This is a genomic window from Sphingobium sp. FW306-1B-F04DB (assembly GCF_058781925.1).
The window spans coordinates 39,001-64,410 of the sequence record NZ_JBYSXE010000006.1 but is presented as its reverse complement, the minus strand read 5'-3'; the positions used below and the strand labels follow the sequence as shown (position 1 = coordinate 64,410).

Genomic DNA, 25,410 nt, shown 5'->3' with positions numbered 1-25,410 from the left:
GTCTGGAGTCTCGTCTAAATGCAAGCGTCATGACCAGACCAGCCCCCGAATTGCTCGACCGACTCGCCCGATTGCTTGGGCCCAAGGGCTTCACGACCGACCGCGACGCGATCGAACCCTGGCTCACCGACTGGCGCGGCCGCTTTCACGGTGACAGCGCGGCCCTCCTATCGCCGGGGGATACCGAAGAGGTTGCCGGGGTGGTGCGGCTGGCACGCGAATTCGGTGTGCCGCTTGTGCCGCAGGGCGGCAACAGTTCAATGGTAGGCGGGGCGACGCCGCCCGAGGACGGCTCAGCGCTTATCCTCTCGCTCAGGCGCATGAACCGGATTCGATCGGTCTCGGCGGAGAACGGCGTGGTCGTTGCCGAGGCCGGGGTGATCCTTGCGCATCTGCACGATGCCGTCGCCGAGCAGGGCATGCGTTTTCCGCTGACACTGGGTGGCAAGGGTTCAGCGACGGTGGGCGGGCTGATCTCGACCAACGCAGGGGGCACGCAGGTGCTGCGCTTCGGTACGATGCGCGCGCTGACGCTGGGCATCGAGGCTATCCTGCCCGACGGATCGCGTTTCGACGGGCTCAACCCGCTCAAGAAGGACAATCGCGGCTATGACATCCGCCACCTGCTGGTGGGCGCGGAAGGAACGCTCGGCATCGTCACCGCCGCCGCGCTCAAGCTCGTACCCGCGATCGTGGACCGCGCGGTGGGCTGGATCGGCGTCGAAAGCCCGCACCACGCGCTGAGGCTGTTGCGGCTGATCGAGGCGCGCGCGGGCGACTTGATCGAGGGTTTCGAGATCGTGCCCGCCGATTCGCTGGCGCTCGTCCTCAAGCATATCCCGGGTACGCGCGCGCCGCTTGTCGGCGAGCATCCCTGGCACGTGCTCGTCGAGCTCGATCGGTCCGACGCGGCGGCAGGGGAACCTGCGGCGCAACTCGAGGCGCTGCTCGAGGCCGCCTTTGCCGAGGGGCTATGCCGCGATGCGACGATCGCAGCGAGCGAAACCCAGGCCGAGGCGTTCTGGAAGCTACGCGATTCGATCTCCGAGGCGGAACGTGCCAACGGTCCCGCGCTACAGCACGACATTTCGGTGCCAGTCGCGGCGATGCCCGATTTCATGCTTGCCGCGGCCGAAGAGATGCGGAGCGCCTATCCTGGCGTCAACGCCAGCGCCTTTGGCCATCTGGGCGATGGCAATGTCCATTTCCACGTCCGCGCGCCCGCCAATCCGCCCCCGGATTGGCAGAAAGACGCGGGCGCCATCATCAGCCCACACGTCCATGATCTTGTCGTTGCGGCGGGTGGCTCGATTTCGGCCGAGCATGGAATCGGCCAGATGAAGCTCGCCGAACATGCACGGCTGTGCGATCCCGCGCGATTGATGGCGCTTCGTGCCATCAAGGCGGCGTTCGATCCGGCGGGCCTGCTCAACCCCGGAAAGCTCGTCCCGCTTGCAACGGACGAAACAGCGCCATAAACGACGCAATCAAAATCTGCCCGACGGGCTATTTAGAACACGTGTTTTCAGGAGAATGGTAAAATGGCCAGCGCGCCGCAGGCGAAGAATCTTCCGCTTTTGTTCAATGATCTGGTTCCGCTATCGACCAGCGAGCACAAGGACTGGAAGGCGCGCAATGTCGAAAACGCGCCCTGGATCGTCGGCCAGCACGCCGTTCCGATCGCCATCGACGAGTTCGTTCATGCCCAGCGCTTTTACCCGATCGTCTTCTCGTCGGGCGAGGATCCGGTGCCGCTGGCACTCATGGGCCTCAACGAAGGCGTCAACATGTTCGTCGACGCTGACGGCAAGCTGATCGATCGTCCCTATGTCCCGGCCTATATCCGCCGCTATCCCTTCATGCTGGCGCGCCTGCGCCCCGACAGCGACGACCTTTCGCTCTGCTTCGACCCGACCGCGGGCGTGGTAGGCGATTTCGAGGAGGGCCAGCCGCTGTTCGACAATGGCGAGATCGGCGAGCCCGTGAAGGCCGTGCTCAACTTCTGCGAACAGTGGGAACAGAGCTGGCAGCGCACCCAGGCCTTCATGCAGGAGGTCAAGGAAGCCAATCTGCTGATCGACGGCGAAGTCACGATCCAGCCCGGCGATTCGGACAAGCCCTTCATCTATCGGGGCTTCCAGATGATCTCGGAAGAAAAACTGCGCGAACTGCGCGGCGATCAGGCGCGCAAGATGATCGGCAACGGCATCCTGCCGCTGCTGTTCGCGCACATCTTCTCGCTCTCGCTGATGAGCGAGCTGTTCCAGAAGCAGATGGCCGCAGGCAAGGTTCCGCTCTCCGCGGCCGCCTGAGGCGCAGTGCCATCGCGCCCGCAGTGGCGCCGACATTGAAAGCCGCCGCCTCGACCATCCCGGGGCGGCGGCTTTTTTGTTTGGAGCCAAAATCTATCCGCCCGAAATCGCCAGATCTTTGGGCTGCGGCGCCTGCAACCGGGAGGTCGTCGCAGCTGCGGCGGAACGTGCCCGCGACCGCGTGAAATCCGTAAATCAACCATCTTGAAAGCGGCTGTGGGTCGTCCTATCTTGCTGTTGATGCGGTGACCGTGCTCCCCCTTTCGCGGTCCCACATTAACACGCCGCTTGGCGTGTTCCTCCCTGAACCTTGGCCACCTCGTGCTCATAAGCGCGGGGTGGTTTTTTATTCGGCGGCAAGCGCGTCGTGCTTGCTCAGCGACTCGGCGCTCAGTGCCTCGGCCATTGTCGCCACCAGCGAATCGATTCCGCCAAGCGCGGCGAGCGGGTTCCGGAGATCGTCTTCCAGATAGAGCGACCGATCGATTTCGAGCTGGAGCGCATGGACGTTGCGTTCCATCCGGGCGTGCGCCGCGAGGATATGGCCGCCCGCATAGGGTATGTTGTTCACGGTGTTGTAGCCCGCACCCGATGCAATCTCGCCGAGCAGTGCGGCGTAGCGCGCCGCTGCGCTCTCGCCGAAGCGATCACCCAGCACGATCTGCGCGGCGCCGCGGCCAAGCGGTGGCATCGAATGGACGTCGAGCAGGATCGCGACGCCGAAGCGATCGCGTGCACGCGCCAGCAGATCCGCAAGCCGCGCATGATAGGGGCGGTGGTCCTCGATGATACGTCGGTCCAGATCGGCGCGCGAGACGCGACCGTGCAATATGTCGCCACCATCGCGCAGCCGTCTGGGCACCAGGCCCAGCCCGCCCGCGACCTTGGGCGACCGGACCAGCGCCTCGCGTCGCATCTTGGGATCGATCATGTCGGGATCGATCTCTCGCTCATGGCGGTTGAGGTCGATCCATGCCCGCGCACGATGCGCGACGATCGCGCTGAAACCCGCCGCGACCGCCTTGCGAACGAGCATGTCGGCATGGCGATCCTCAAGCTGCTCGAGCCGCTTGCGAGGGAGCCGGCTCGCGTCGAGCAGCGCCTGGGGATAGTCACGGCCCGCGTGCGGAACTGACAGGATCACGGGCAGGCGCGGTGTTGGGGAGCCAAGAACGGTGAAGGACGGCATTGCGGGGGCGGCCATGAATCGACGCTAGACAAGCGTGCCGCAGCTTGCAATCGTGCAGCCGATCTCGAAAAGCTGGAAAAAATTAAGTGTACGGCGCATAATGAAGAGCGTCGCCCGCGAGACTGCATTCGCGGGCGCGATTTTGTCGTTGGGGTGGTTCATGGTCCGCATTCTGCTTGCCGAAGACGATGACGCGATGCGCGAATATCTCGCGCGCGCGCTCGAAAAGGCGGGCTATCATGTCAGCGCGGTCGATCGCGGCACCGCGGCGATACCGCTGCTCGAAACCGAGCGCTTCGACTTGCTGCTCACCGACATCGTCATGCCCGAGATGGACGGCATCGAGCTGGCGCAAAAGGCAGGGATCATCGCCCCCGAGACGCGCGTGATGTTTATCACGGGCTTCGCCGCGGTCACGCTGAAGGCCGGCAAGGCCGTGCCGCAGGCCAAGGTGCTCTCCAAGCCCTTCCACCTGCGCGATCTGGTGGCCGAGGTGGACCGGATGTTCGAGGTCGGAAGCGCGACGGGGAACGTCTGACTCTTTCGCGAATGAAGTGAGACACGCCGAGCCCGGAGAAAGGGGCTGCCTCCGACAGGCAGAACGCGCATACACGCGACGCGGGTTAACAGGTTGGAAACCATGGCCGTGGGATGATCTGCCGCGTTACAGAGCGGGAACTTGGGGGCAACAATGAACGGCATGGCGTCGGGCGAAGCAGTTTCCGACGATTCGGCGGTGCCAATGCGCGCCCGGTCAACCTTCGAGCCGCCATGGGTGCTGCTCGCATTGGCCCCGGTCATCATGGCGGCCGTTACCTGGGGCCCGCAGAATTATCACTATGCCGTCCAGATATGGTTGCGCTTCTTCTCGTTGCCCGTCTTGATCATCGAAGCCGTGGTGATCGGCATGGCCATGGCACGGGGCGTTCGGCTGGTCGCAATCTTTCGGGGCATGCCCATACCTGCCCAGTCGGCTTTGGTTGTCTTGATCGCGATCGCACTCGGGACCGCAATGTTCGTAGCGCCTGACCCGGCAAGTGCAATTCTGCGCACCAATGCGACCCTCATTCATATCTGCTTTGGCCTGTCCGTCGCGGGGTTGGTGGCCCAGATGTCCGTACCGTTCGATCGAGATATCTGGGTCTTAATCGTTGCGGGTTTGCTGCTCTATGTACTGCTCTTGATTGTGTACGTCGCGCATATACGTGATCCGGCGCATTTCGAATGGCTGCATTTCGGGCTGGCGGTCTCGAACATCCGATTTGTGGGATTTTTCATTATCGTTGGTGCCAGCGCTTCAATTGCGCTTGCAACATTAGCCGGCGATCGCCGTCACTATTGGGGCTGGGTGCTTGCCAGCACGATCTTCACTACGCTGATGTTCTGGTCCGGATCTCGAAATCCTGTTGTGGCACTTTTCGGAACATGCATGATTGCGATCTTGTTATTGCCGTTGGTCCCTCGAATAAGGCTGGTGAGTGCATGGATTTGCAGCATGATAGGTGGCGCATTAATGTCGTTAGTATATGTCCCTCCGCATTGGGCTTATGGCATACGCCGAATGATTTTCTCCTTCGCTTCAGAAAATGCAACAGTCATTGCTTCCGGCAGACCTGATCTTTGGAAAAGGAGCCTCCAAGCGGTAGGTCAACGGCCTTTGTTTGGCTACGGCGAGGGGCAATATATCTTGGTTGTGCCTAAGGAGACTGGTTTTCATCCTCATAATTTAATATTTCAATTTCTTGTGCAATGGGGTGTCATTGGCGCTGTTTGTGCCCTCGGACTTTTGGCAGCTGCTTGGTGGTATTCACTCCGTAAGACTCGTGAATATACGGCTGATTTATTGCCGAGCTTTTTTGCTTTAAATGCTCTTTTGTTGATGTCTTTATTGGATGGAATTTTTTTCTGGTTATATCCATCGATGATGGTGGCCCTGACAATCGGACTGTTGCTTGGCAGCGCATTGCGTCCGGGATACGTCATTACAAGACCTTAACCTGAAGCTCCCCGCGTTAGGGTCTAAGAATCCGTTTGGAAAATCACGGATGAGCGTTTCTGCGTAGCATGATGCCGCCCATGGCGACCATGATCATGGCCTGCGAGACGTCGATGCACTGCTCGTAATCACGCACAAGGCGCCACCACCGGATCATCCAGCCGAATGTACGCTCGACACCCCATCGCCGGGGCAGCACCCTGAAGCCTTTCTGGTCATCCGAGCGGCGGATGATCTCGACGATGAAGTCGAGATAGCTGGCCTTGTCCATCAGCTTGAGGCGGTCATAGGCCCCATCGGCGAAGAGCTGCTTGACCCAGGGCCAGCGCTTGCGGATGCCGTCCAATATCGCCTGTGCCCCCGCTGTCGGCGATGTCGGCGGGGGTCAGCTTGACCATCAAGAGCCGTCCGTCGGTGTCGACCGCGATATGGCGCTTGCGCCCGACGATCTTTTTGCCCGCGTCATAGCCCCGTGCTTGTGCATGAGGCGCCTTGATCGACTGGCTGTCGATGACAGCCGCGCTTGGGCTCTGTTCGCGGCTCTGCCGTTCGCGGTCAAGAATCATCTCAGCATCGTGGATCGTCTGGAACAGGAAGCGCCGCGCTAGTTCGCGAAACCAGCTGTAGACCGTCTGCCACGGCCCGAAATGAATGGGCAGTATCCGCCATCCGCACCCCGAGCGCACCAGATAGCGCACCGCGTTGATCACCTCGCGGAAATCCACCTCGCGCCGACGGCCACGCCGTCCGGGCCTGGGCATCAGCGGCGCGATCCGCTCCCATTCCTCATCGGTCAAATCACACGGATAGCGCTTCGTCTTGCGCGCAATCGCAGCCTCCCGGCCTCGGCTCTCTTCGGTCCACATCCACGCCCTGAATCATACTTCCAGCGCTTCGGGAATCTGGAGGTTTCTGTGAGGTCGCGCGGCGCTGATCTGAGTGGCAGGCGCGAAGCGCGGCCTCATTGAAGCCGGATTGATCGAACTCGCTGACGCGGCAGGCGCTATGGGTTTAGTGGGTCCCGGTGTGGTCGGGAGCGTGGCACGCGCCGCGTTGGATTGCGGCGGTGAACGGGCGAGCGGGAGCAGCTTCCGGCTATTGGCTGCGTGAAATGCGATGCACAAACTTCCTCTCAGCCGTAAGCCTCGCCACCGTCGCGTTCCGGATTTGAACGATCTGGACCGTAGTCACACTCTGTTACTTACCAACAACCTGAATTTACGATGGCAACTTTTTTGGAGAAGTGACTTGCGCGAGTCAGTAGGCCCCGCTAAAGCCCGCCTCCTCGAGTGGGCGTGTAGCTCAGTGGTAGAGCACTGTGTTGACATCGCAGGGGTCGCAAGTTCAATCCTTGCCACGCCCACCATTTTAAAAAAACCGCCGAGATGCGGGGTTTTTTATTGCCTGCTACCATCTGAGCCAGAGCCGGATCAGCATTGCCACGAGGCCGAGTGCTGCAACGCTGCTCGCCCAGATCAGCACCATCCAACCGAGGCGCTTCCACAGCGGGGCGGGGACTTCGCTGTCCATCAATGATAGCCCTCATGGGCGACCTTGCCGCGGAAGACCCAGTAGGACCATCCGGTATAGGCTAGGATCAGCGGGATCATCAGCCCCGCGCCGATCAGCATGAAAATCTGGCTGCGCTCGGACGCGGCGGCATCCCAGATCGTCACGCTGCCAGGCACGACATAGGGGAACATGCTGATCCCGAGCCCGACAAAGCACAGCAGAAAGATGAAGAGCGCGATCAGGAAGGGCGCGCGTTCCCATCTCTTGCGCAGTGCGATGAGGAAGAGCACCGAGGCAATCGCGACGAGCAGGGGTACCTGCGCCGCGAACAGCACATTGGGCATTTCGAACCAGCGCTGCCAGTAGGTTGAACCAAGAAAGGGCGTGGCGAGGCTGACCGCAGCGATGGCAATCAGCGTGGCGGGACCGAGGATCCAGGCGAGCCGCCAGACATGCGCCTGCACCGCGCCCTCGGTCTTCATGATGAGCCAGGTGGCACCGAGCAGCGCATAGCCGATCGCGACGCTAATCCCGGTCAGGAGGCTGAAGGGGGTGAGCCAGTCGAGCCAGCCGCCCGCATAGGCGCGATCGACCACAGTGATGCCCTGCAGCAGCGCGCCGAGCGTGATCCCCTGCGCCAGTGCGGCGGTAAAGGAACCCGCGGTGAAGGCGAAATCCCAGAAGGCGCGGTGACCCGGATCACGCCAGCGGAACTCGAAGGCGACGCCGCGAAAGATGAGCCCGAGCAGCATCGCGATGATGGGGGGGTAGAGTGCGGGCATGACGATCGCATAGGCGAGCGGGAAGGCGGCCATGAGGCCGCCGCCGCCGAGCACGAGCCAGGTCTCGTTGCCGTCCCAGACGGGCGCGACCGAATTCATCGCGGTATCGCGCTCGGTCCCCACCCCGAACACCGGGAAGAGGATGCCGATGCCGAGATCGAAGCCGTCCATCACGACATAGGCGAAGACGCCGAAGGCGATGATGAAGGCCCAGATCGTGGCGAGATCGAAATTGACGTCGCTCATGACGCTGCCTCCACCGAGCTTGCGGGGGTGATGCCGGCGGTCCGGATGGGCGCGGCCTCGAGCGGTTCCTCGTCGGTGTGCGGCGGCTTGTGCATCAGCTTCAGGATGTACCAGGTGCCGATGCCGAACACCGCGAAATAGACGACCACGAAGGCGATAAGCGAAGTCGCGACAGCGGGTGCGGCAAGCGGTGACACCGAGTCTGCGGTGCGGAGCAATCCATAGACGGTATAGGGTTGGCGACCGACCTCGGTCGTGACCCAGCCCGCGATCACCGCGACGAAGCCCGACGGCGCCATCAGGAGCGCGAAGCGGTGGAGCAGCGGCCAGTCGTAGAGCGACTTGCGCCAGCGCGCGACAAGGCTCCACAGCCCGAGCGCGAGCATGAGCGTCCCGATCCCCACCATGATCCGGAACGACCAGAAAATGATGCTGACAGGCGGTTCCTTGTCGTCGGGAACCGTATCCAGCCCCGCCAGCGGCGCGTCCGGATCGTGCTTCAGGATGAGCGAGCCGAGCTTCGGAATTTCGATCGCCCAATCGAGGCGTTTCTGATCCGGATTGGGGATGCCGAACAGGTAGAGAGGCGCCCCCTCCGGGTGGCTCTCATAATGGCCCTCCATCGCCATGATCTTCACCGGCTGATGCTCGAGCGTGTTGAGCCCGTGCTGATCGCCGACGAGGACTTGGACGGGGGCTACGAGCGCGGCCATCCACATCGCCATCGAGAACATCTTGCGCGCATGCGCGTTGGTCCGGTCGCGCAGCAGGTGCCAGGCGCCGACGCCGCCCACGACGAGCGCAGTGGTGAGATAGGCCGCGATCACGGTGTGGACGAGGCGATAGGGGAAGCTGGGATTGAAGATGATCACCCACCAGCTTTCGCCGGGAACGAACTGGCCCGCAGCGTTGATCTCGTGCCCGACGGGCGTCTGCATCCAGCTATTGGCCGAAAGGATCCAGAAGGCGGAGATGAAGGTGCCTAGCGCCACCATCAGCGTCGCGGTGAAGTGCAGACCCTTGCCGACCTTTTTCATCCCGAAAAGCATGACGCCGAGGAACCCCGCCTCGAGGAAGAAGGCCGTCAGCACCTCATAGGCCATGAGCGGCCCGATCACGCCACCGGCCTTGTCAGAGAATACCGACCAGTTGGTGCCGAACTGATAGGACATGACGATACCCGAGACGACGCCCATGGCGAAGGCGACCGCGAAGATCTTCATCCAGTATTTGAACAGGTCGAGATAGAGCGTCTTGCCCGTCCGGAGCCACAGCCCTTCGAGCACCGCGAGATAGCTGGCGAGCCCTATCGAGAAGGAGGGGAAGATGAAGTGAAAGCTGACCGTGAAGGCGAACTGGATGCGTGCGAGCAGCAGTGCGTCGGCATTGTCGAACATAGCCATCCCCTTGAAGGACGGTCCCCGGTTCGTCGGGGATCGAAGGGCTTGGCCCTCGCCCGACGCTAATGCGCCTTTGACCGCACGATCTCAAGAGGCTGGCGCTGAGGCAAAATGTCTCAGGGGGTGGTACAGCCCGCGACCAGGTGAAGAATCTCGGCGGCACGCTCGCGATGGCAGATGAGCAGGTCGGGCAGGTACGGGTTCTCGCAGTTGTAGACGAGCGGGCTGCCGTCGATGCGCGAGACGTGGAGACCCGCGGCGAGCGCGACGGCCGCGGGCGCGCAATTGTCCCATTCATACTGGCCGCCGGTGTGCAGATAGATATCGGCTTCGCCGCGCACCACCGCCATTGCCTTGGCACCCGCCGAGCCCATCGGCACGAGCGCCGCGCCGAGGCTCTCGGCGATCGACACTGCCTCGGCCGCGGGGCGGGTGCGGCTGACGAGCATGCGTAGCGGCCGGGCCTCGGGGCAGAGCGTGGGGGGGGCGTCGGATGCGAGCGTAAGGCCCAGCCCCGGCAGCGCCACTGCGCCCACCGTTGGCACGCCATTCACGGCAAGCGCAACATGGACCGCCCAGTCGTTGCGGCCTTCCGAATATTCGCGCGTGCCGTCGAGGGGGTCGATTACCCATACGCGGCTGACCGCGCAGCGGGCGACATTGTCCTTTTCCTCCTCTGACAGGATCGCGTCGCCGGCGCGTTCGGCGCGCAGCCGATCGAGGATGAAGCAGTTGGCGGCGCGGTCGCCTTCCTTGCCCAATTCCTTGCCGCCCGCGGGCCGCGCGGCGCGAAGCTGCAGCAGCAGCGCGCCGGCCTGTTCGGCGAGTTGATGGGCGAGCAGCGCGTCGTTCACCCGAGCAGCCTTTCCACGATCAGTTCGGCGGCCTGATCCGGCGTCATCTTCGTCGTGTCGATGCGGATTTCCGCGTTTTCGGGTGCCTCATAGGGGCTGTCGATGCCCGTGAAGTTCTTGAGCTTGCCCGCACGCGCCTTCTTGTAAAGGCCCTTGACGTCGCGTGCCTCGGCTTCGGCGAGCGGGGTATCGATATGCACCTCGATGAATTCGCCGGCGGGCATCATGTCGCGCACCATCCGCCGTTCTGATCGGAAGGGTGAGATGAAGGCGGTTATCACGATCAGACCGGCATCGGCCATGAGCTTCGCGACCTCGCCGACACGCCGGATATTCTCGACGCGATCAGCATCGGTGAAGCCAAGGTCCTTGTTCAGCCCGTGGCGAACATTGTCACCGTCGAGAAGATAGGTGTGCCGGTTCATCCGGTGCAGCCGCTTCTGGACGAGATTGGCGATCGTCGACTTGCCCGCGCCCGAAAGCCCGGTGAACCACAGCACCGCGGCCTTCTGGTTCTTGAGGCTGGCGTGGTTCTCGCGGGTGATGTCGATCGCCTGCCAATGGACGTTCTCGGCTCGGCGGAGCGCGAAGTGGATCATGCCCGCCGCCACCGTGGCATTGGTCAGCTTGTCGATCAGGACGAAGCCACCAAGATCGTGATTGGCCTCATAGGACTCGAACACGAGCGGCTTGTCGGTCGAGAGGTTGGCGACGCCGATGGCGTTGAGGTCGAGCGTCTTGGCGGCGAGATGCTCGAGCGTGTTGACGTTGACCTGATATTTGGGGTGCTGAACGCTCGCGGTCACCGTCTGGGTGCCGAGCTTGAGCCAATAGGGGCGGCCGGGAAGCATCTCCTCATCGGCCATCCAGACGATCGTCGCTTCGAACTGGTCGGCGGCCTGGGGCGGGTTTTCCGCGGTCGCGATGACGTCGCCGCGCGAGCAGTCGATCTCGTCGGCCAGCGTCAGCGTCACCGACTGGCCGGCGACCGCCTCGTCGAGATCGCCTTCCATGGTGACAATGCGCGCAACGGTCGAAGTTTTGCCTGAGGGAATGACGCGGATCGTGTCGCCCGGCCTCACGGTGCCGCTCGCGATCAGCCCGGAAAAGCCGCGGAAGTCGAGATTGGGCCGGTTCACCCACTGGACGGGCATGCGGAAGGGCTTGGCCTGATCGATCGTTGCATCGACCGGGACCGTATCGAGATGCGCGATCAGCGACGGTCCGCCGTACCAGGGCGTGCTGGCCGAGGGGGCAGTTGTGATGTTGTCGCCCCTGATGCCCGAGATCGGGATTGCGGTGAAATCGGCGATGCCGATGCTGGTTGCGAATTCGCGGTAATCCCTGACGATCGCATCGAAGACCGCGCGGTCGTAATCGACCAGATCCATCTTGTTGACCGCGAGCACGATGTTGCGGATGCCGATCAGGTGGGCGAGGTAGCTGTGGCGCCGGGTCTGGGTGAGCACGCCCTTGCGTGCGTCGATCAGGATGACCGCGAGGTCGGCGGTCGAGGCGCCCGTCACCATGTTACGCGTATATTGCTCGTGCCCCGGCGTGTCAGCGACGATGAACTTGCGTTTTTCGGTCGCGAAGAAGCGGTAGGCGACGTCGATCGTGATGCCCTGTTCGCGCTCGGCGGCAAGGCCGTCGATGAGCAGCGCGAAATCGATCTCCTGCCCCTGCGTGCCGACGCGCCTCGAATCCGCCTCGAGCGCGGCGAGCTGATCCTCGAAGATCATCTTCGAGTCATAAAGCAGCCGCCCGATCAGCGTGGATTTGCCGTCATCGACACTGCCGCAGGTGATGAAGCGCAGCAGCGACTTGTTCTGGTGCTGCGCCAGATAGGCATGGATGTCCTCGGCGATGAGCGCATCGGCCTTGTAGGAGGATGCGTCCGCCATCAGAAATACCCCTCCTGCTTCTTCTTCTCCATGCTCGCGTCACCCGCATCCTTGTCGATCGCGCGCCCCTGACGTTCTGAGGTGGTGGTGAGCAGCATCTCCTGGATCACCTCGGAAAGCGTTGATGCCGCGCTCTCGACCGCACCGGTAAGCGGATAGCAACCGAGCGTGCGGAATCGGATCGAGCGTTCGACGGGAACCTCGCCTTCCTTCAGCGGGAAGCGTTCGTCGTCGACCATGAGGAGCAGCCCGTCGCGCTCGACGGTCGGGCGCGGCGCCGAGAAATAGAGCGGCACGATCGGGATGTCGTTCAACTGGATATATTGCCAGATGTCGAGCTCGGTCCAGTTGGAGATCGGGAAGACGCGGATGCTTTCGCCCTTCGCCTTTTTTGCGTTGTAGAGGCGCCAGAGCTCGGGCCGCTGATTCTTGGGATCCCAGCGATGATTGGCCGAGCGGAACGAGAACACGCGCTCCTTGGCGCGGCTCTTTTCTTCGTCGCGCCTGGCCCCGCCAAAGGCCGCGTCGAAGCCATAATGGTCGAGCGCCTGCTTCAGTCCCTCGGTCTTCCACATGTCGGTGTGGAGCGGGCCGTGATCGAACGGGTTGATCCCGCGCGCCTTCGCCTCGGGGTTCTGATAGACGAGCAACTCCATGCCGCTTTCCGCCGCCATGCGGTCGCGTAGCCGGTACATGTCCTGGAACTTCCAGGTCGTGTCGACGTGCAGCAGCGGGAAGGGCGGCGGCGAGGGGTAGAAGGCCTTGCGCGCCAGATGCAGCATCACCGCCGAATCCTTGCCGACGCTGTAGAGCATCACGGGGCGTTCGGCCTCCGCGACGACTTCGCGCATGATATGGATGCTCTCCGCCTCGAGACGCTCGAGATGGGTAAGTGTCTTGGAGGTCACGCCTTCACCTGTCATCGCCACCCAGAGTTGAACGCCCTTGCATCGCGTGCAAGCACGGCGTTGGGCTACCCCGAAATAGGGGGGCGCCGCAAAATGCGAAGCGAGGATTAGTTGCGGGCGCGAAAGTGGTGGTTGCCGGGTCCATCCGCCGATGTGGCGTGACAGGCACCTGCATCAGGGCAGCTTGGCCTTTTCGAACCCCGTCCAACAATCGTCATAGTCGAGCTGGCATGTCGGCGACTGCATTGCCGCGATGCTGGGCAGAATCGGCAGCCGCGTCTCGAACATGAAGGCCATGGTGTTGTCGATCTTGTACGGCTTGAGGTCGGCCTTGACCGCGCCGTCATAGCTCGCCTGGTCGGGTCCATGGCCGGACATGCAGTTGTGCAGGGATGCGCCGCCGGGCGCGAAGCCCCCGGCCTTGGCGTCATAGGCGCCGTGGATCAGTCCCATGAACTCGCTCATCACGTTGCGGTGGAACCAGGGCGGGCGGAAGCTGTGTTCGGCGACTATCCAGCGCGGCGGGAAGATCACGAAATCGCAATTGGCGGTGCCTGGCGTGTCGCTGGGGGAGGTGAGCACGGTGAAAATCGACGGATCGGGATGGTCGTAGCTGACCGTGTTCATCGTGTTGAAGCGCGCGAGGTCGTATTTCAGCGGCGCAAGATTGCCGTGCCAGGCGACGACGTCTAGCGGCGAGTGATCGAAAGTCGTCGCCCAGAGGTTGCCGGCATAGCGCTGGATCACTTCGGTGGGCTCGTCCACATCCTCGAAGGCGGCGACCGGCGTCTGGAAGTCCCGCGGGTTTGCGAGTCCGTTGGAGCCGATCGGCCCCAGATCGGGAAGCCGGAAATGGCTCCCATGGTTCTCGCAGATATAGCCGCGCGCGTGGCCGTCGATCAGCTCGACGCGAAAACGCACGCCACGGGGTATCAGCGCAACCTCGCCGGGTTTCGCCTCGATCACCCCCATTTCGGTGACGAGCCGGAGCGCGCCTTCCTGCGGAACGATGAGCATCTCGCCATCGGCGCTGTAGAAGCAGCGGCGCTCCATCGACGCCGTTGCCACATAGAGATGGATGCTGGCGCCGATCTGTTCGAGGGGGCTGCCGTTGCCCGCCCAGCGGAGAAGGCCGTCGATGAAATCGACCAGGTCTTCCGGATAAGCCTGCGGATCCCAGCGCAGCCGATTGGGGCTCGGCGGCAGGGCGGACTGCTCGGGCTCGCGCGGCGCGCCATAAGGCTTGTATGGCGGGTGATTGGCCGAAGGTCGCAGCCGGTAGAGCCAGCTCCGCCGGTTCTCGCCACGGGGCGCGGTGAAGGCGCTGCCCGAAAGCTGCTCGGCATAAAGGCCGAACGGCGTCTTTTGCGGTGAGTTCTGGCCCTCGGGCAGGGCGCCCGCCACCGCCTCGGTCGCAAAGTGGTTGCCGAAGCCGGACATATATCCGGCTTCGGCGTTCACGGTGTCGCGCTGAACCTGTTGCAGCATTCTAGCGCTCCCCTCTCCAAACCTATTATGCCTCTTCCTTCGCGGGAAGCACGCCGCGGCGAATCTGGTCGAGTTCGATCGATTCGAACAGCGCTTTGAAATTGCCCTCGCCGAAGCCCTGGTTGCCCTTGCGCTGGATGATCTCGAAGAAGATCGGGCCGACCATGTTCTCAGTGAAGATCTGGAGCAGCAGACCTTCGCCCGTCTCGGGCGAGCCGTCGATCAGGATCTTGCGCTTCCGCATCTGCTCCACGTCATGGCCGTGGCCGGGCAGGCGCTTGTCGATCAGGTCGAAATAGGTGTCGATCGTGTCCTGGAAGCGGATGCCGTTTGCACGCAGTCTGTCGACCGTCTCGAAGATATTGTCGGTGGCGAGCGCGAGGTGCTGGATGCCTTCGCCTTTGTAATCCTTGATGAATTCCTCGATCTGCGAATGTTCGTCCTGGCTTTCGTTCAAGGGAATGCGGATCTTGTCGTCGGGCGCGGTCATCGCCTTGGAGACGAGCGCGGTCTGCTTGCCCTCGATGTCGAAATAGCGGATCTCGCGGAAGTTGAAGATGCGTTCGTAATAGTCGGCCCAATAGTTCATCCGGCCGCGCTTCAGATTGTGCGTCAGGTGGTCTAGCGTGTGGAGGCCGACGCTGTTGTCGTTGACGCCCGCGCCCGGAACAGGCTCGAAATCGGTGTCGTAGATCGTCTCGTCGCCATATTTGTCGACCAGGTACAGATTGGCGCCGCCGATCCCCTCGATCGCGGGGATATCGAGCTCGCCGGGGCCGCGCTCGGCCTTGACCTCGATCGCGCCGCGCTCGACCGCAAGCTTGAGCGCCCTGTCGGCATCAGCCACGCGGAACGCCATCGCATTGGCCGATGGGCCATGCTGTTCGCGGAACTCGGCGACCTGGCCACTGGGCTCCATGTTGAGCAGGAAATTGATGTCGCCCTGCGCATAGCGGCGGACATTCTTGGTCTTGTGCGTCGCGACATGCGTGAAGCCCATCGCGGTCAGCAGCCCGGCGAGCGCCTCGGGATCGGGGCCGGTGAACTCGACGAACTCGAAACCGTCCAGGCCGAGCGGGTTGTCGTGCGGGGTGACGGGGGTGGCCATGGAATCGACTCCGATGTCATGAAAGTTTCAAATGCAACTACATGCAGAATCCCTCTTCTGTCAACGCGCGGCGGGGGTAAAAGCGACGACATGCGCGACGATCACGAACAGCCGCCGGTAACGCTGAAGCTCGACCATTTCCTGCCCTACCGACTGTCGGTGGCTTCCAATGCGGTGAGCAGTCGCATCGCGAGGACCTATCGCAAGCGCTTTAATCTGAAGATCACCGAGTGGCGACTGATCGCGATTCTGGCCGAGCATGACCGGATGACCCCGCAGGCGCTGACGCGGGCGACGCGGATGGACAAGATCAACGTCAGCAGGGCGGCGAAGGCGCTGATCGCGCGCGAGCTGGTCGCGGCGGCGCCCAATGGCGAGGACGGGCGATCGCACTTCCTGTCGCTGACCGCGGAGGGGCGAGGGCTCTATGCGGAGATTGCGCCCGAGGCGCTGGCGATGGAGCGGGCGTTGCTGAGTGGATTTTCGATTGATGAGCGCTCTACGCTTGAAATGCTGTTGCGAAAGGTTGAGGCGGCGGCGGAAGGTGGGCGCAGGTTCCCGGCAGATAGCGACGATATTGGCTAGGCAGTTCGTGCGAGAGCGGATCCGTGGCCGTTATTTTCAAGGATGTATCTCTTGTAGTTCGCCTTGCCAGGTTGTAGCAGGCCCATGCCTTTGGCGCCGATAGCTGCATGGAAAGCTACTCCGGACCGTCACAAGATTCTGAGAAAGACCGCGTACAGCTATGTTAAATGCTAAATCTATTCTGATAACTGGTGGAACTGGTTCTTTTGGAAAAAGGTTTGTCGAGACGATACTGAATAACACTGATGTGGAGCGCATCGTTGTTTTCAGTCGTGATGAGTTAAAGCAATTCGAAATGGCGACCATGGAGCCATTTAAATCGAATCTGCATAGATTGCGCTTCTTTATCGGTGATGTTCGTGATTTGCATCGGCTTGAAATGGCGATGGAGTCCATAGACGTGGTGGTTCATGCTGCCGCCCTCAAGCAGGTTCCTGCCGCGGAGTACAATCCGTTTGAGGCAATCAAAACGAACGTCATAGGCGGCCAGAACGTTATTGATGCCTGTAGGCGAAACGGCGTCAAGCGCGTCATAGCGCTGAGCACTGACAAGGCGGCGGCGCCGATCAATCTTTATGGCGCGACGAAGCTCTGTTCCGACAAGCTGTTCATCGCCGCGAACAATTATACTGGCCGTCACGACGTGCGCTTTTCGGTGGTGCGCTACGGCAATGTTCTTGGCAGCCGGGGTAGTGTTGTTCCCTTTTTTCTTCAGCAACGTGAGGCGGGCGCTCTGCCGATTACCGACGAGCGTATGACTCGGTTCAGCATCACGCTGCAACAAGGTGTTGATTTTGTGCTTGCCTGTCTCGAGCGCATGTGGGGCGGCGAACTGTTCGTGCCCAAAATTCCGTCTTACAAGATTCTTGACGTGGCAACGGCCGTGGCCCCCGATTGTGAGATGCGCGTAGTGGGTATTCGCCCCGGTGAAAAGCTCCATGAGGAAATGATCACGGCAACGGACGCTCTCAGCACCATCGAGTTCGACGATTATTTCGTGATTCTGCCCTCGACCCCGCTATGGGATATTGAAAAGTTCCGTCTGGAAAGCGGGTGCAATCCAGGAACTCAGGTTTCAGACTCGTTCAGTTATCATAGTGGTGCCAACCCTCACTTCCTGACGATCGCGGAATTGCAGCAGTTGGTGAGCACCGAGCTCCATGTCTAGCGACTTCATTCCTTATGGTCGGCAGAGCATCGATGAAAGCGATGTGGCTGCCGTGGTTGAGAGGTTGCGGTCGGACTTTCTGACCCAAGGCCCCGTGATCGGTGAATTCGAGGAGGGCATCGCAGCGTTGTGCAATGCGCGTTTTGCGGTCGCTGTGAACAGTGCCACGTCCGCGCTTCATATTGCGTGTCTGGCGCTGGGTATGGGTCCGGGCAAGCTGCTTTGGACTGTCCCCAACACCTTCGTAGCCACGGCAAATTGTGCACGGTACTGCAACGCCGATGTCGATTTTGTGGATATTGACCCGGCGACCTACACGATTTCGGTAGCAGCTCTCGAAGAGAAGCTTCAGGCTGCGAAGGATGCTGGGAGACTGCCGGACGTCGTGGCCGCGGTGGACTTTGCAGGTCAACCCTGCAACTGGTCGGCGCTGGTCGAACTTAAGTCCCAATATGGCTTCGCTTTGATCGATGACGCGTCACACGCGTTTGGCTCCAGCTATCGCGGCCAGCTGGTGGGCAGTCTGCCGGGCGTAGACATCACGATTTTCAGCTTTCATCCCGTAAAGATCATTGCGACCGGTGAAGGCGGTGCTGCTGTGACGAACGATTCGGAGCTTGCTGCAAGCCTCGCTAGACTTCGAACGCACGGTATCACGAAGGAAGCGAGCGAATTCGTCATGCCGTGTGACGGAGACTGGTATTATGAACAGCAGGCCTTGGGCTACAACTACCGCATGACCGAGCTTCAGGCGGCGCTCGGTGCAAGTCAGCTGCAGCGACTGCCGACGTTTCTGGGTCGCCGTAGGTCGCTGGCCAGCCGCTATAACCGGCTGCTGGAAAATGTTCCGGTCAAGCGCCCGCATCAGCACGACGACAGCGTGTCCGCTTGGCACCTTTATGTTGTTCAGACGGAGGCTGCGCTGCGGAAGCTCGTTTTTGACGGTTTGCGCAAGGCTGGCATAGGCGTTCAGGTCCATTATATTCCAGTGCACCTTCAGCCCTACTATCAGAATCTGGGATTCCGCGAGGGTGACTTCCCGGTAGCGGAGGCTTATTATCGGCGAGCGATTTCGCTGCCAATGTTCGCAGATCTCACCGAGGCGCAGCAGGACCGCGTCGTGCAAACACTTTCGGCGCTGGTGACAGGCAGGGATTAATTATGCCAGAGATTGCGATCGGCACCGCGCAATTCGGGCTCGATTACGGCGTAGCCAATCGAAATGGCCAAGTAGGCGCGTCCGTAGTGCAGACCATTCTCGGCCATGCGACTATTCGTGGATGCAACTGGATTGATACGGCCGTTGCCTATGGCGAAGCTGAGCGGGTGCTTGGCCAAGTCGCGGCGACCGAGGCCTTCCACATCTGCTCGAAAGTCGGTGCCGATGCGAGCGGCGATCCGGACGACCTCGAGCATGAACTGACGAAGAGCTTGGCGCGTCTCGGTCGAAGCTCGCTCGATATACTTTTGCTTCATCGATCAGATTGGCTGAGGGATGATCGTGCATCGACCGTCAGGGAGTGGGCGGAGCGTGAGCGATCAGCGGGCCGCATTCGGGCTTTTGGCGTCTCAGTCTACGGTGTCGATGAGATCGACGCTGTGCTCGGAGGAGGCGTAGATTGGGTCCAGCTGCCGGTCTCAATTTTGGCGCAGGACTGGCTGCGGACCGATTGGCTTGACCGCCTTCGGACCGCCAATATTCGAATTCAGGCGCGATCCATACTGGCTCAGGGCCTGGTGGCTGTCGATCCCGCCGAACTGCCGGCTCCGCTTGCGGCTTTGCGAGAACCGCTTGCTGCTCTTCACCAGGCGGCGCGCCAACTTGGGAAGAGCCCGGTGGCGCTGGCGCTCCGCTTTGCGGCGCGGGCGCCGATCGACATGATGGTGATCGGGGTCGAAACGCGGGAACAGCTCGACGATTGTTTGGACGCGGTGCATGACTGCTTTGAATTGCCATGGGCCGAATTCGCTTGTGCCGATGCTCGTGCAACCGATCCGCGCTTCTGGCCAAAGGGAATGAGAGTCGCAGCATGAGCATCGATCAGGACAACGTTTTTGAGCAGACCGAAGGAAACGCATGGTTTCGCAGAAATGCGTTGGCATTGGACGGTGTGACGACGCCTGACGTAGTTCTGCAATTGTTGGATCAGATCGATCCGAGGCGTCTTGGCAATATGCGGTCAGTCTGTGATGTCGGCTGCGCAAATGGCTGGCGGCTGGCGAGGTTGGCAAGCCGGATGGCCGGACTTTCCCGGCTCTGTGGCTTTGACGCCAGCGGGGACGCGGTCACGGCGGGGAAGGACGCCTTTCCGCAACTTGACCTCCAGTTCGGCTTGGCGCACGAACCGCCGTTTCAGGAGCAGTTCGATCTCGTCGTTGTAAGCTTTGTTCTGCACTGGATCGATCGGCAGCGTCTGGCCCAGGCCGTGGCTTCGATCGATCGGCTAGTGGCGCCGGATGGTTTGCTTGTGGTGTCCGACTTTCTGCCGGACCGTCCCTGCGCCAGGCGCTATCATCACCGACAGGATGTCGAGCTATTCACATATAAACAGGATTATGTCTCAACCTTTTCTGGGCTTGGCCTTTATCGCGAAATTGCCAGACTGACATTTTCTCACGATCAACATGGCCTCAGTCTCGGGCCTGCCGATGATCAGGACCGCGCCGTTTGCGCGATATTGCACAAAGGCGCCGACGCCTACCCAGTGCTATGACCATTTTGGCGATTCTTCAGGCGCGATTTTCGTCCACGCGCTTGCCGGGCAAGGTGATGCGGCCGCTGTACGGGCAGCCGATGCTGGCCCGGCAGATCGAGCGCATCCGTCGTGCGAATCGGATCGACAATCTGATCGTCGCCACAAGCGATCAGGCGGATGATGATGCAATCGCCGCCCTTTGTGTGGCCCTTGGCGTCGGGTGCTTTCGTGGATCCCTCGACGATGTACTAGACCGTTTCGTGCAGGCGTCGCGGGGACATGACGCGAGCTGGATCGTCCGGTTGACGGGCGATTGTCCGCTAATCGACCCCGATGTGATCGATGAAGCTGTTTTGACGGCGCTCAGCGGCGATTACGATTACGTCACCAACGCAGTTGAACCGACATATCCGGACGGGCTGGACGTTGAGGTGATCCGGTCCGACGTACTCGAGCTGGCCTGGAACGAGGCGCGCCTTTCCTCCGAGCGTGAGCACGTTACCTCGTTCATCCATCAGCGGCCGGAGCGGTTTCGCATCGCCAGCCTAAAGCGCACTCCTGATCTGTCTCATCTACGCTGGACCGTCGACGAAGCTGCCGATTATGAAGTGGTGTCGCGGATTTACGAGAAGCTTTACCCTATCAATCCGGCATTTAGCACCGACGATATACTTCGCCTTCTTCACGGAGAGAGCGAACTTGCCAGTTGGAACATCGCGCACAGCCGCAACGAGGGCTACGCAAAATCAAGGGCGGAAGACAGAATGATTTCTAATTTCTCGCGTTACGCCAAATCGGAAGCACTGCTTGATCGCGCGTTGAAGACCATACCGCTGGCGTCACAGACCTTTTCCAAGAGCCTCACGCAATATCCCCTTGGCGTCTCGCCTTATTTCATAGATCGCGCCTTGGGTTCACGCGTATGGGACGTCGACGGAAACGAGTATATCGATTTCATCAACGGCCTCTGCGCCGTAACGCTGGGTTACAATGATCCCGATGTCACGACTGCTGTTCGTGCACAGCTTGAGGACGGTGTCATTTTTTCGCTGCCGCACAGGATCGAAATGGAGGTTGCGGAGGCGATCGTCGAAATGGTTCCGTGCGCCGAAAAGGTCCGGTTCGCCAAAAACGGATCGGACGCAACCGCCGGAGCGGTGCGAATTGCGCGGGCCTTCACGAACCGGGACCGAGTGGCGGTATGTGGCTATCACGGCTGGCAAGATTGGTACATTGGTGCCACTGCGCGGAATAGGGGGGTCCCGCAGGCGACACGGGATCTGACTCATCCTTTCACCTTCAATGACTCAAGTTCGTTGCACCGCCTCTTTGCCGAGCATCCGGGCGAATTTGCGGCGGTCATTCTCGAGCCGATGAATGTGACCCATCCTAACCCTGCCTTCCTGCGGGAAGTTCAGGATATGGCTCGCGCGCACGGAGCCGTGCTCATCTTCGACGAAACGATCACCGGCTTCCGCTTTGCGAACGGCGGCGCGCAGGAACTCTTCGGCGTTACACCTGATCTGGCCACATTCGGCAAAGGCCTCGCCAACGGATATCCTCTGTCCGCAGTCGCGGGGCGCGCGGATATCATGCGTTTGATGGAAGAGGTATTCTTCTCCTTCACATTCGGCGGCGAGACGTTGTCCTTGGCCGCGGCTGGTGCGACGCTCGCGAAACTTAAGCGCGAGCCAGTCATCGAGACTCTCCGGGGGCAGGGGCAAAAGGTCATCGACGGCGTTGCCGCGCTGATCGCCAAGCACGAAGCCCACAGTTTCCTGTCAATCAGCGGCGACCCGACCTGGTCGTTCCTGACGATCAAAGATGCCGCCCCCTATTCGCTGTGGCAGCTGAAGACACTGTTCATGCAGGAGATGTTCGCGCGCGGCGTGCTCGCCTACGGCACGCACAACATGTCCTATGCGCACGCGGACGCCGACCTGTCCCACCTGTTGTCAGTCTATGATGAGGTTTTTGGCCTACTGGTTCGCGTGATCGCCGAGGGCTCGTTGGAGCAGGCCCTGCATTGCGACCCGCTCGAACCGCTTTTCAAAGTACGCTAGACGCCATGAAAATTGCGTTCCGGGTCGATGCCTCGATCGAGATTGGCACAGGGCATGTTGTTCGGTGCCTGACGCTTGCCAATCGCCTCGTCGAAGCGGGTGCCGAGTGCCGGTTCATTATGAGACGCCTGCCCGGCAACCTGATTGAGCATGTCCGGGCACTGGGGCATGCGGTCACGGAATTGGCCGAACCGGTCGCGCCTGTTCGGGACGATGCAGGATCGCCCTATGCAGCGTGGCTCGGCGTGGACTGGCGTGTTGACGCCGACGAAACTGAACAGGCCGTTCGGGACAGCGAGCCCGTCGCGTGGCTGGTGGTCGATCACTATGCGCTGGACGTCCGCTGGGAGCAGCGGCTTCGGTCCAGTGCGCAAAAGATGATGGTGATCGACGATCTCGCCGATCGAATTCACGACTGCGATATCCTGCTGGATCAGAATGCCGTTGCCGATGGCGACCGGCGTTATGATGATCTGGTGCCGCAAGCCTGCCGGAAGTTGCTGGGCCCACGCTTCGCTCTGCTTCGACCGGATTTCGCAGACTGGCGAGCAAAAAAGCGGCCCGTCGGGGCGACGGCTGCCCGCCGCGTCCTGATATATTTTGGCGGGGTGGACAAACCCAACCTGAGCCTGAGGATTCTCAAAGTTCTGGCTGCCATAGGCGCAGATGATCTTCAGGTAGACCTCGTCGTCGGTGCTTCAAATCCGCATGCGGGAGCCCTGGCTGCCTGGTGCGCCAATTGGAAATGGATCTGCGTCCATGGATCGGGCACCGACATGGCTGCTTTGATGGCGCAGGCAGATGTTGCAATCGGAGCAGGCGGAACAACTATCTGGGAACGTGCCTGCTTGGGCGTTCCCAGCTTGGTTGTGGCGCTTGCGGCCAATCAAGAGGCTGGCAGCGCCTGGCTGGCCCGGCAAGGCGCTATTTTTTATGTCGGCACTCAGGATGTTGGTGCCCAGGACATTGAAGCTGCCCTGCGCATGTTGCTTCGCAATTCATGGATGCGCGAGATGCTCGGGATGACAAGCGCTACGCTGGTGGATGGCGGTGGCGCAGAACGAGTCGCGCGCGCGATGCTGCGCCCCGCAGTTTCGCTTCGACACGCCGTTATAGGCGATAGCGCCAATCTACTTGCGTGGCGCAACGCGCCACATGTTCGCGCGCATTCGCTGTCCATAGCCCCCATTTCACCGGCACAGCATGAACGTTGGCTTCATGAGACGCTTGGTGATCCGTCGCGGGATCTTCTAGTGGGCGAAATCAACGGTATGCCGGTCGGAGTACTGCGCTTCGATCACGAAGGTCCCAAGGCGAGAATATCCGTTTACCTTGCGCCAGGTATGGCTGGCCGCGGTATCGGTCCCGCCTTATTGAAGGCTGGCTCATGCTGGCTAGGGGCGCGGCGCGGCGAATGCAAAATCATCGAAGCCGAGGTTCTGTTTGACAACATTGCCTCGCATCGGGCGTTCGTCGAAGCCGGCTACGTACCATTTTCACAACTCTATCGCCTTGGACTTGCAGATGAACATTGAACCCATTCGTATTGGCCAATTCGAGCTGGCGCCGCATAAGCCTCCCCTCATCATCGCAGAAATGTCGGGCAATCATAATCAGTCGCTGGAGCGCGCGATGGAAATCGTCGACGTTGTGGCGCGAGCGGGGGCGCAGGCGCTGAAGCTGCAGACCTATACGGCCGATACCATGACGATCGACAAGGAGGACGGAGAGTTCTTCATCGCCGACGAAAAGAGCCTGTGGAAGGGGGAGTCTCTCTACGCGCTTTACAAGAAGGCCTACACGCCCTGGGAATGGCACAAACCGATCTTCGATCGATGCCGTGAATTGGGTATGATTGGTTTCTCGACGCCCTTCGATGTGACGGCCGTGGATTTCCTAATGGAACTTGACGTTCCGTGCTTCAAGGTGGCGTCGTTCGAGAACATCGATCTGCCGTTGATCGCCAAGGTGGCGGCTACAGGCAAGCCGATGATCATTTCGACAGGAATGGCCACCGTGGCCGAGATCGACGAAGCGGTGCGCACGGCCCGGGCGCATGGCTGCAGCGATCTTGTTTTGCTGAAGTGCACCAGCAACTACCCGGCTAGCCCGGAAACGTCGAACCTAGCGACGATTCCTCATATGCGAGAGCTTTTTGGGTGTCAGGTGGGTCTTTCGGACCATACGCTCGGCATTGGTGCCGCGGTTGCCAGCGTTGCTCTTGGAGCAGTTGTCATCGAAAAGCATGTCACGATGAGCCGCGATGACGGCGGGGTAGATTCCGCATTTTCGCTAGAGGCCGAAGAACTATCGGCGCTGGTCCGCGAGACCGCCACGGCCGCTAAGGCGCTTGGCACGGTAAATTACGGTCCGACCGATGCCGAGCTCAGCTCGCTGGTGTTTCGGCGTTCGCTCTATGTTGTGCGCGACCTTGAGCCCGGTCAGGAACTAAACGCCGACAATCTTCGCGCGATCCGGCCTGGCTTAGGTTTGCCGCCGAAATATCTGGATGGCCTTTATGGCAAGCGCGTGTCGCGACATATTATGCGCGGAACACCCATGTCCTGGGACCTGATCGGCTGACCATTGTTGTTGGAAAAGGGACGGGCGGCGCCACATGAACGAGAGTTGGGAAAAGCTGTTGTTTGCACGCCCGGTGCTCTGGGTTCTCGATCTGTTTGAAAAGTTGGGCTATTACATTCAGCGCTTTCGCACCTATGCCCGCATTCGGAAGATGTTTCCTACTTCGCGGTTCAATTGCGATATCACTACAGTTTTCAAATACCCTGAGAATATCACAATTGGCGATCATGTTCTCATCGGGCCGTATGCTAGCATTGGCGCAATGTCGGCTGTGATTCTGGAGGATCACGTGCGAATTTCGCGCGGAGTGACCATCGAGACGGCAACGCTTGCGATCGGGGAGGCGCTTCCCTACCCACATGAGGCGCAGCCAATTCGGATCGGGCGGGGCGCGTGGATCGGAGCCAATGCCATGGTCTTGGGAGGTGTATCGATTGGTGCGCAGGCGGTGGTGGCAGCGGGATCGGTTGTCACAAGGAACGTGCCGGCGGGTGCAATCGTCGCCGGAGTGCCAGCGCGGGTAATCGAGCAGCGGGCAGAAGCAACAGCGATGGAACCAGTATGATGCTCGGCTGCTGCGCGCTGATCACCCGTCACGGTGAAGTGGCAGCTCGGC

General features: G+C 61.0%; 23 protein-coding genes, 1 tRNA gene and 1 pseudogene. 14 read left to right on the top strand and 11 right to left on the bottom strand.

Going from position 1 to position 25,410, the window contains the following annotated elements; all coding sequences use genetic code 11:
• The first annotated feature begins 29 nt into the window (after positions 1-29).
• A complete protein-coding gene (locus AC3WJD_RS05275; protein WP_492745180.1) occupies positions 30-1,478 on the top strand; it encodes an FAD-binding oxidoreductase in 1,449 nt (482 codons plus the stop codon).
• 63 nt (positions 1,479-1,541) lie between these two features.
• The gene (locus tag AC3WJD_RS05270) at positions 1,542-2,312 is read left to right on the top strand and encodes a SapC family protein (protein ID WP_492745178.1); all 771 of its coding nucleotides are present in this window, start codon (positions 1,542-1,544) and stop codon (positions 2,310-2,312) included.
• Between the two features lie 346 nt (positions 2,313-2,658).
• On the opposite strand, the gene AC3WJD_RS05265 is transcribed toward AC3WJD_RS05270, so the two are convergent.
• On the bottom strand, positions 2,659-3,516 hold the full coding sequence (locus AC3WJD_RS05265; protein WP_492745176.1) for an N-formylglutamate amidohydrolase: 858 nt from the start codon (positions 3,514-3,516) through the stop codon (positions 2,659-2,661).
• A 9-nt stretch (positions 3,517-3,525) separates the two neighbouring features.
• Positions 3,526-3,663, bottom strand: a complete 138-nt coding sequence (locus AC3WJD_RS05260; RefSeq protein WP_492745175.1) for a hypothetical protein — start codon at positions 3,661-3,663, stop codon at positions 3,526-3,528.
• Here AC3WJD_RS05260 and cpdR point away from each other — a divergent pair.
• Together cpdR and AC3WJD_RS05250 are read left to right on the top strand one after the other, a co-directional pair.
• Positions 3,662-4,039: a cell cycle two-component system response regulator CpdR gene (cpdR, locus tag AC3WJD_RS05255; protein ID WP_492745174.1), complete on the top strand. Its 378-nt coding sequence runs from the start codon at positions 3,662-3,664 to the stop codon at positions 4,037-4,039. The two genes, AC3WJD_RS05260 and cpdR, sit on opposite strands and share 2 nt — an antisense overlap.
• Before the next feature lie 153 nt (positions 4,040-4,192).
• Positions 4,193-5,497: an O-antigen ligase family protein gene (locus AC3WJD_RS05250; protein ID WP_492745172.1), complete on the top strand. Its 1,305-nt coding sequence runs from the start codon at positions 4,193-4,195 to the stop codon at positions 5,495-5,497.
• 43 nt (positions 5,498-5,540) lie between these two features.
• Here AC3WJD_RS05250 and AC3WJD_RS05245 read toward each other — a convergent pair.
• Positions 5,541-6,363: pseudogene (locus tag AC3WJD_RS05245) on the bottom strand (IS5 family transposase).
• Positions 6,364-6,788: 425 nt separating this feature from the next.
• Between AC3WJD_RS05245 and AC3WJD_RS05240 the strand changes: the two are divergent.
• A tRNA-Val gene (locus AC3WJD_RS05240) sits at positions 6,789-6,863 on the top strand.
• Between the two features lie 41 nt (positions 6,864-6,904).
• Here the strand turns inward: AC3WJD_RS05240 and AC3WJD_RS05235 are convergent.
• From AC3WJD_RS05235 to hppD, 8 genes are all read right to left on the bottom strand, one after another.
• Complete coding sequence (locus tag AC3WJD_RS05235) at positions 6,905-7,027, bottom strand: DUF2474 domain-containing protein (protein ID WP_492745170.1); 123 nt, start codon at positions 7,025-7,027, stop codon at positions 6,905-6,907.
• Positions 7,027-8,037, bottom strand: coding sequence for a cytochrome d ubiquinol oxidase subunit II (cydB, locus tag AC3WJD_RS05230; RefSeq protein WP_492745168.1), 1,011 nt, complete (start codon positions 8,035-8,037; stop codon positions 7,027-7,029). Before cydB ends, AC3WJD_RS05235 begins: the two co-directional genes overlap by 1 nt.
• Complete coding sequence (locus AC3WJD_RS05225; protein ID WP_492745167.1) at positions 8,034-9,434, bottom strand: cytochrome ubiquinol oxidase subunit I; 1,401 nt, start codon at positions 9,432-9,434, stop codon at positions 8,034-8,036. The genes cydB and AC3WJD_RS05225 overlap by 4 nt, the downstream gene beginning before the upstream one ends.
• 119 nt (positions 9,435-9,553) lie before the next feature.
• The gene (locus tag AC3WJD_RS05220) at positions 9,554-10,291 is read right to left on the bottom strand and encodes a 3'(2'),5'-bisphosphate nucleotidase CysQ (RefSeq protein WP_492745166.1); all 738 of its coding nucleotides are present in this window, start codon (positions 10,289-10,291) and stop codon (positions 9,554-9,556) included.
• Positions 10,288-12,195: a sulfate adenylyltransferase subunit CysN gene (gene cysN / locus AC3WJD_RS05215; RefSeq protein WP_492745165.1), complete on the bottom strand. Its 1,908-nt coding sequence runs from the start codon at positions 12,193-12,195 to the stop codon at positions 10,288-10,290. The genes AC3WJD_RS05220 and cysN overlap by 4 nt, the downstream gene beginning before the upstream one ends.
• The gene (gene cysD / locus AC3WJD_RS05210; RefSeq protein ID WP_492745270.1) at positions 12,195-13,118 is read right to left on the bottom strand and encodes a sulfate adenylyltransferase subunit CysD; all 924 of its coding nucleotides are present in this window, start codon (positions 13,116-13,118) and stop codon (positions 12,195-12,197) included. Before cysD ends, cysN begins: the two co-directional genes overlap by 1 nt.
• A 159-nt stretch (positions 13,119-13,277) precedes the next feature.
• A complete protein-coding gene (gene hmgA / locus AC3WJD_RS05205) occupies positions 13,278-14,543 on the bottom strand; it encodes a homogentisate 1,2-dioxygenase (RefSeq protein ID WP_492745268.1) in 1,266 nt (421 codons plus the stop codon).
• Positions 14,544-14,616: 73 nt separating this feature from the next.
• On the bottom strand, positions 14,617-15,699 hold the full coding sequence (gene hppD / locus AC3WJD_RS05200; RefSeq protein ID WP_492745164.1) for a 4-hydroxyphenylpyruvate dioxygenase: 1,083 nt from the start codon (positions 15,697-15,699) through the stop codon (positions 14,617-14,619).
• A gap of 90 nt (positions 15,700-15,789) precedes the next feature.
• Between hppD and AC3WJD_RS05195 the strand changes: the two genes are divergently transcribed.
• From AC3WJD_RS05195 to AC3WJD_RS05155, 9 genes are all read left to right on the top strand, one after another.
• A complete protein-coding gene (locus AC3WJD_RS05195) occupies positions 15,790-16,284 on the top strand; it encodes a MarR family winged helix-turn-helix transcriptional regulator (RefSeq protein WP_492745163.1) in 495 nt (164 codons plus the stop codon).
• A 160-nt stretch (positions 16,285-16,444) separates the two neighbouring features.
• The gene (pseB, locus tag AC3WJD_RS05190; protein WP_492745161.1) at positions 16,445-17,452 is read left to right on the top strand and encodes a UDP-N-acetylglucosamine 4,6-dehydratase (inverting); all 1,008 of its coding nucleotides are present in this window, start codon (positions 16,445-16,447) and stop codon (positions 17,450-17,452) included.
• On the top strand, positions 17,445-18,611 hold the full coding sequence (gene pseC / locus AC3WJD_RS05185) for a UDP-4-amino-4,6-dideoxy-N-acetyl-beta-L-altrosamine transaminase (protein WP_492745159.1): 1,167 nt from the start codon (positions 17,445-17,447) through the stop codon (positions 18,609-18,611). The genes pseB and pseC overlap by 8 nt, the downstream gene beginning before the upstream one ends.
• A 2-nt stretch (positions 18,612-18,613) precedes the next feature.
• Entirely contained in the window at positions 18,614-19,486 is an 873-nt protein-coding gene (locus tag AC3WJD_RS05180) for an aldo/keto reductase (protein ID WP_492745157.1), read from the top strand.
• Positions 19,483-20,166: a class I SAM-dependent methyltransferase gene (locus AC3WJD_RS05175; protein ID WP_492745155.1), complete on the top strand. Its 684-nt coding sequence runs from the start codon at positions 19,483-19,485 to the stop codon at positions 20,164-20,166. Before AC3WJD_RS05180 ends, AC3WJD_RS05175 begins: the two co-directional genes overlap by 4 nt.
• The gene (locus tag AC3WJD_RS05170; RefSeq protein WP_492745153.1) at positions 20,163-22,211 is read left to right on the top strand and encodes an aminotransferase class III-fold pyridoxal phosphate-dependent enzyme; all 2,049 of its coding nucleotides are present in this window, start codon (positions 20,163-20,165) and stop codon (positions 22,209-22,211) included. Before AC3WJD_RS05175 ends, AC3WJD_RS05170 begins: the two co-directional genes overlap by 4 nt.
• Positions 22,212-22,216: 5 nt before the next feature.
• The gene (gene pseG, locus AC3WJD_RS05165) at positions 22,217-23,746 is read left to right on the top strand and encodes a UDP-2,4-diacetamido-2,4,6-trideoxy-beta-L-altropyranose hydrolase (RefSeq protein WP_492745151.1); all 1,530 of its coding nucleotides are present in this window, start codon (positions 22,217-22,219) and stop codon (positions 23,744-23,746) included.
• Positions 23,736-24,794, top strand: a complete 1,059-nt coding sequence (gene pseI, locus AC3WJD_RS05160; protein ID WP_492745149.1) for a pseudaminic acid synthase — start codon at positions 23,736-23,738, stop codon at positions 24,792-24,794. Before pseG ends, pseI begins: the two co-directional genes overlap by 11 nt.
• Positions 24,795-24,828: 34 nt before the next feature.
• Entirely contained in the window at positions 24,829-25,359 is a 531-nt protein-coding gene (locus AC3WJD_RS05155) for an acyltransferase (RefSeq protein WP_492745147.1), read from the top strand.
• Positions 25,360-25,410 lie beyond the last annotated feature (51 nt).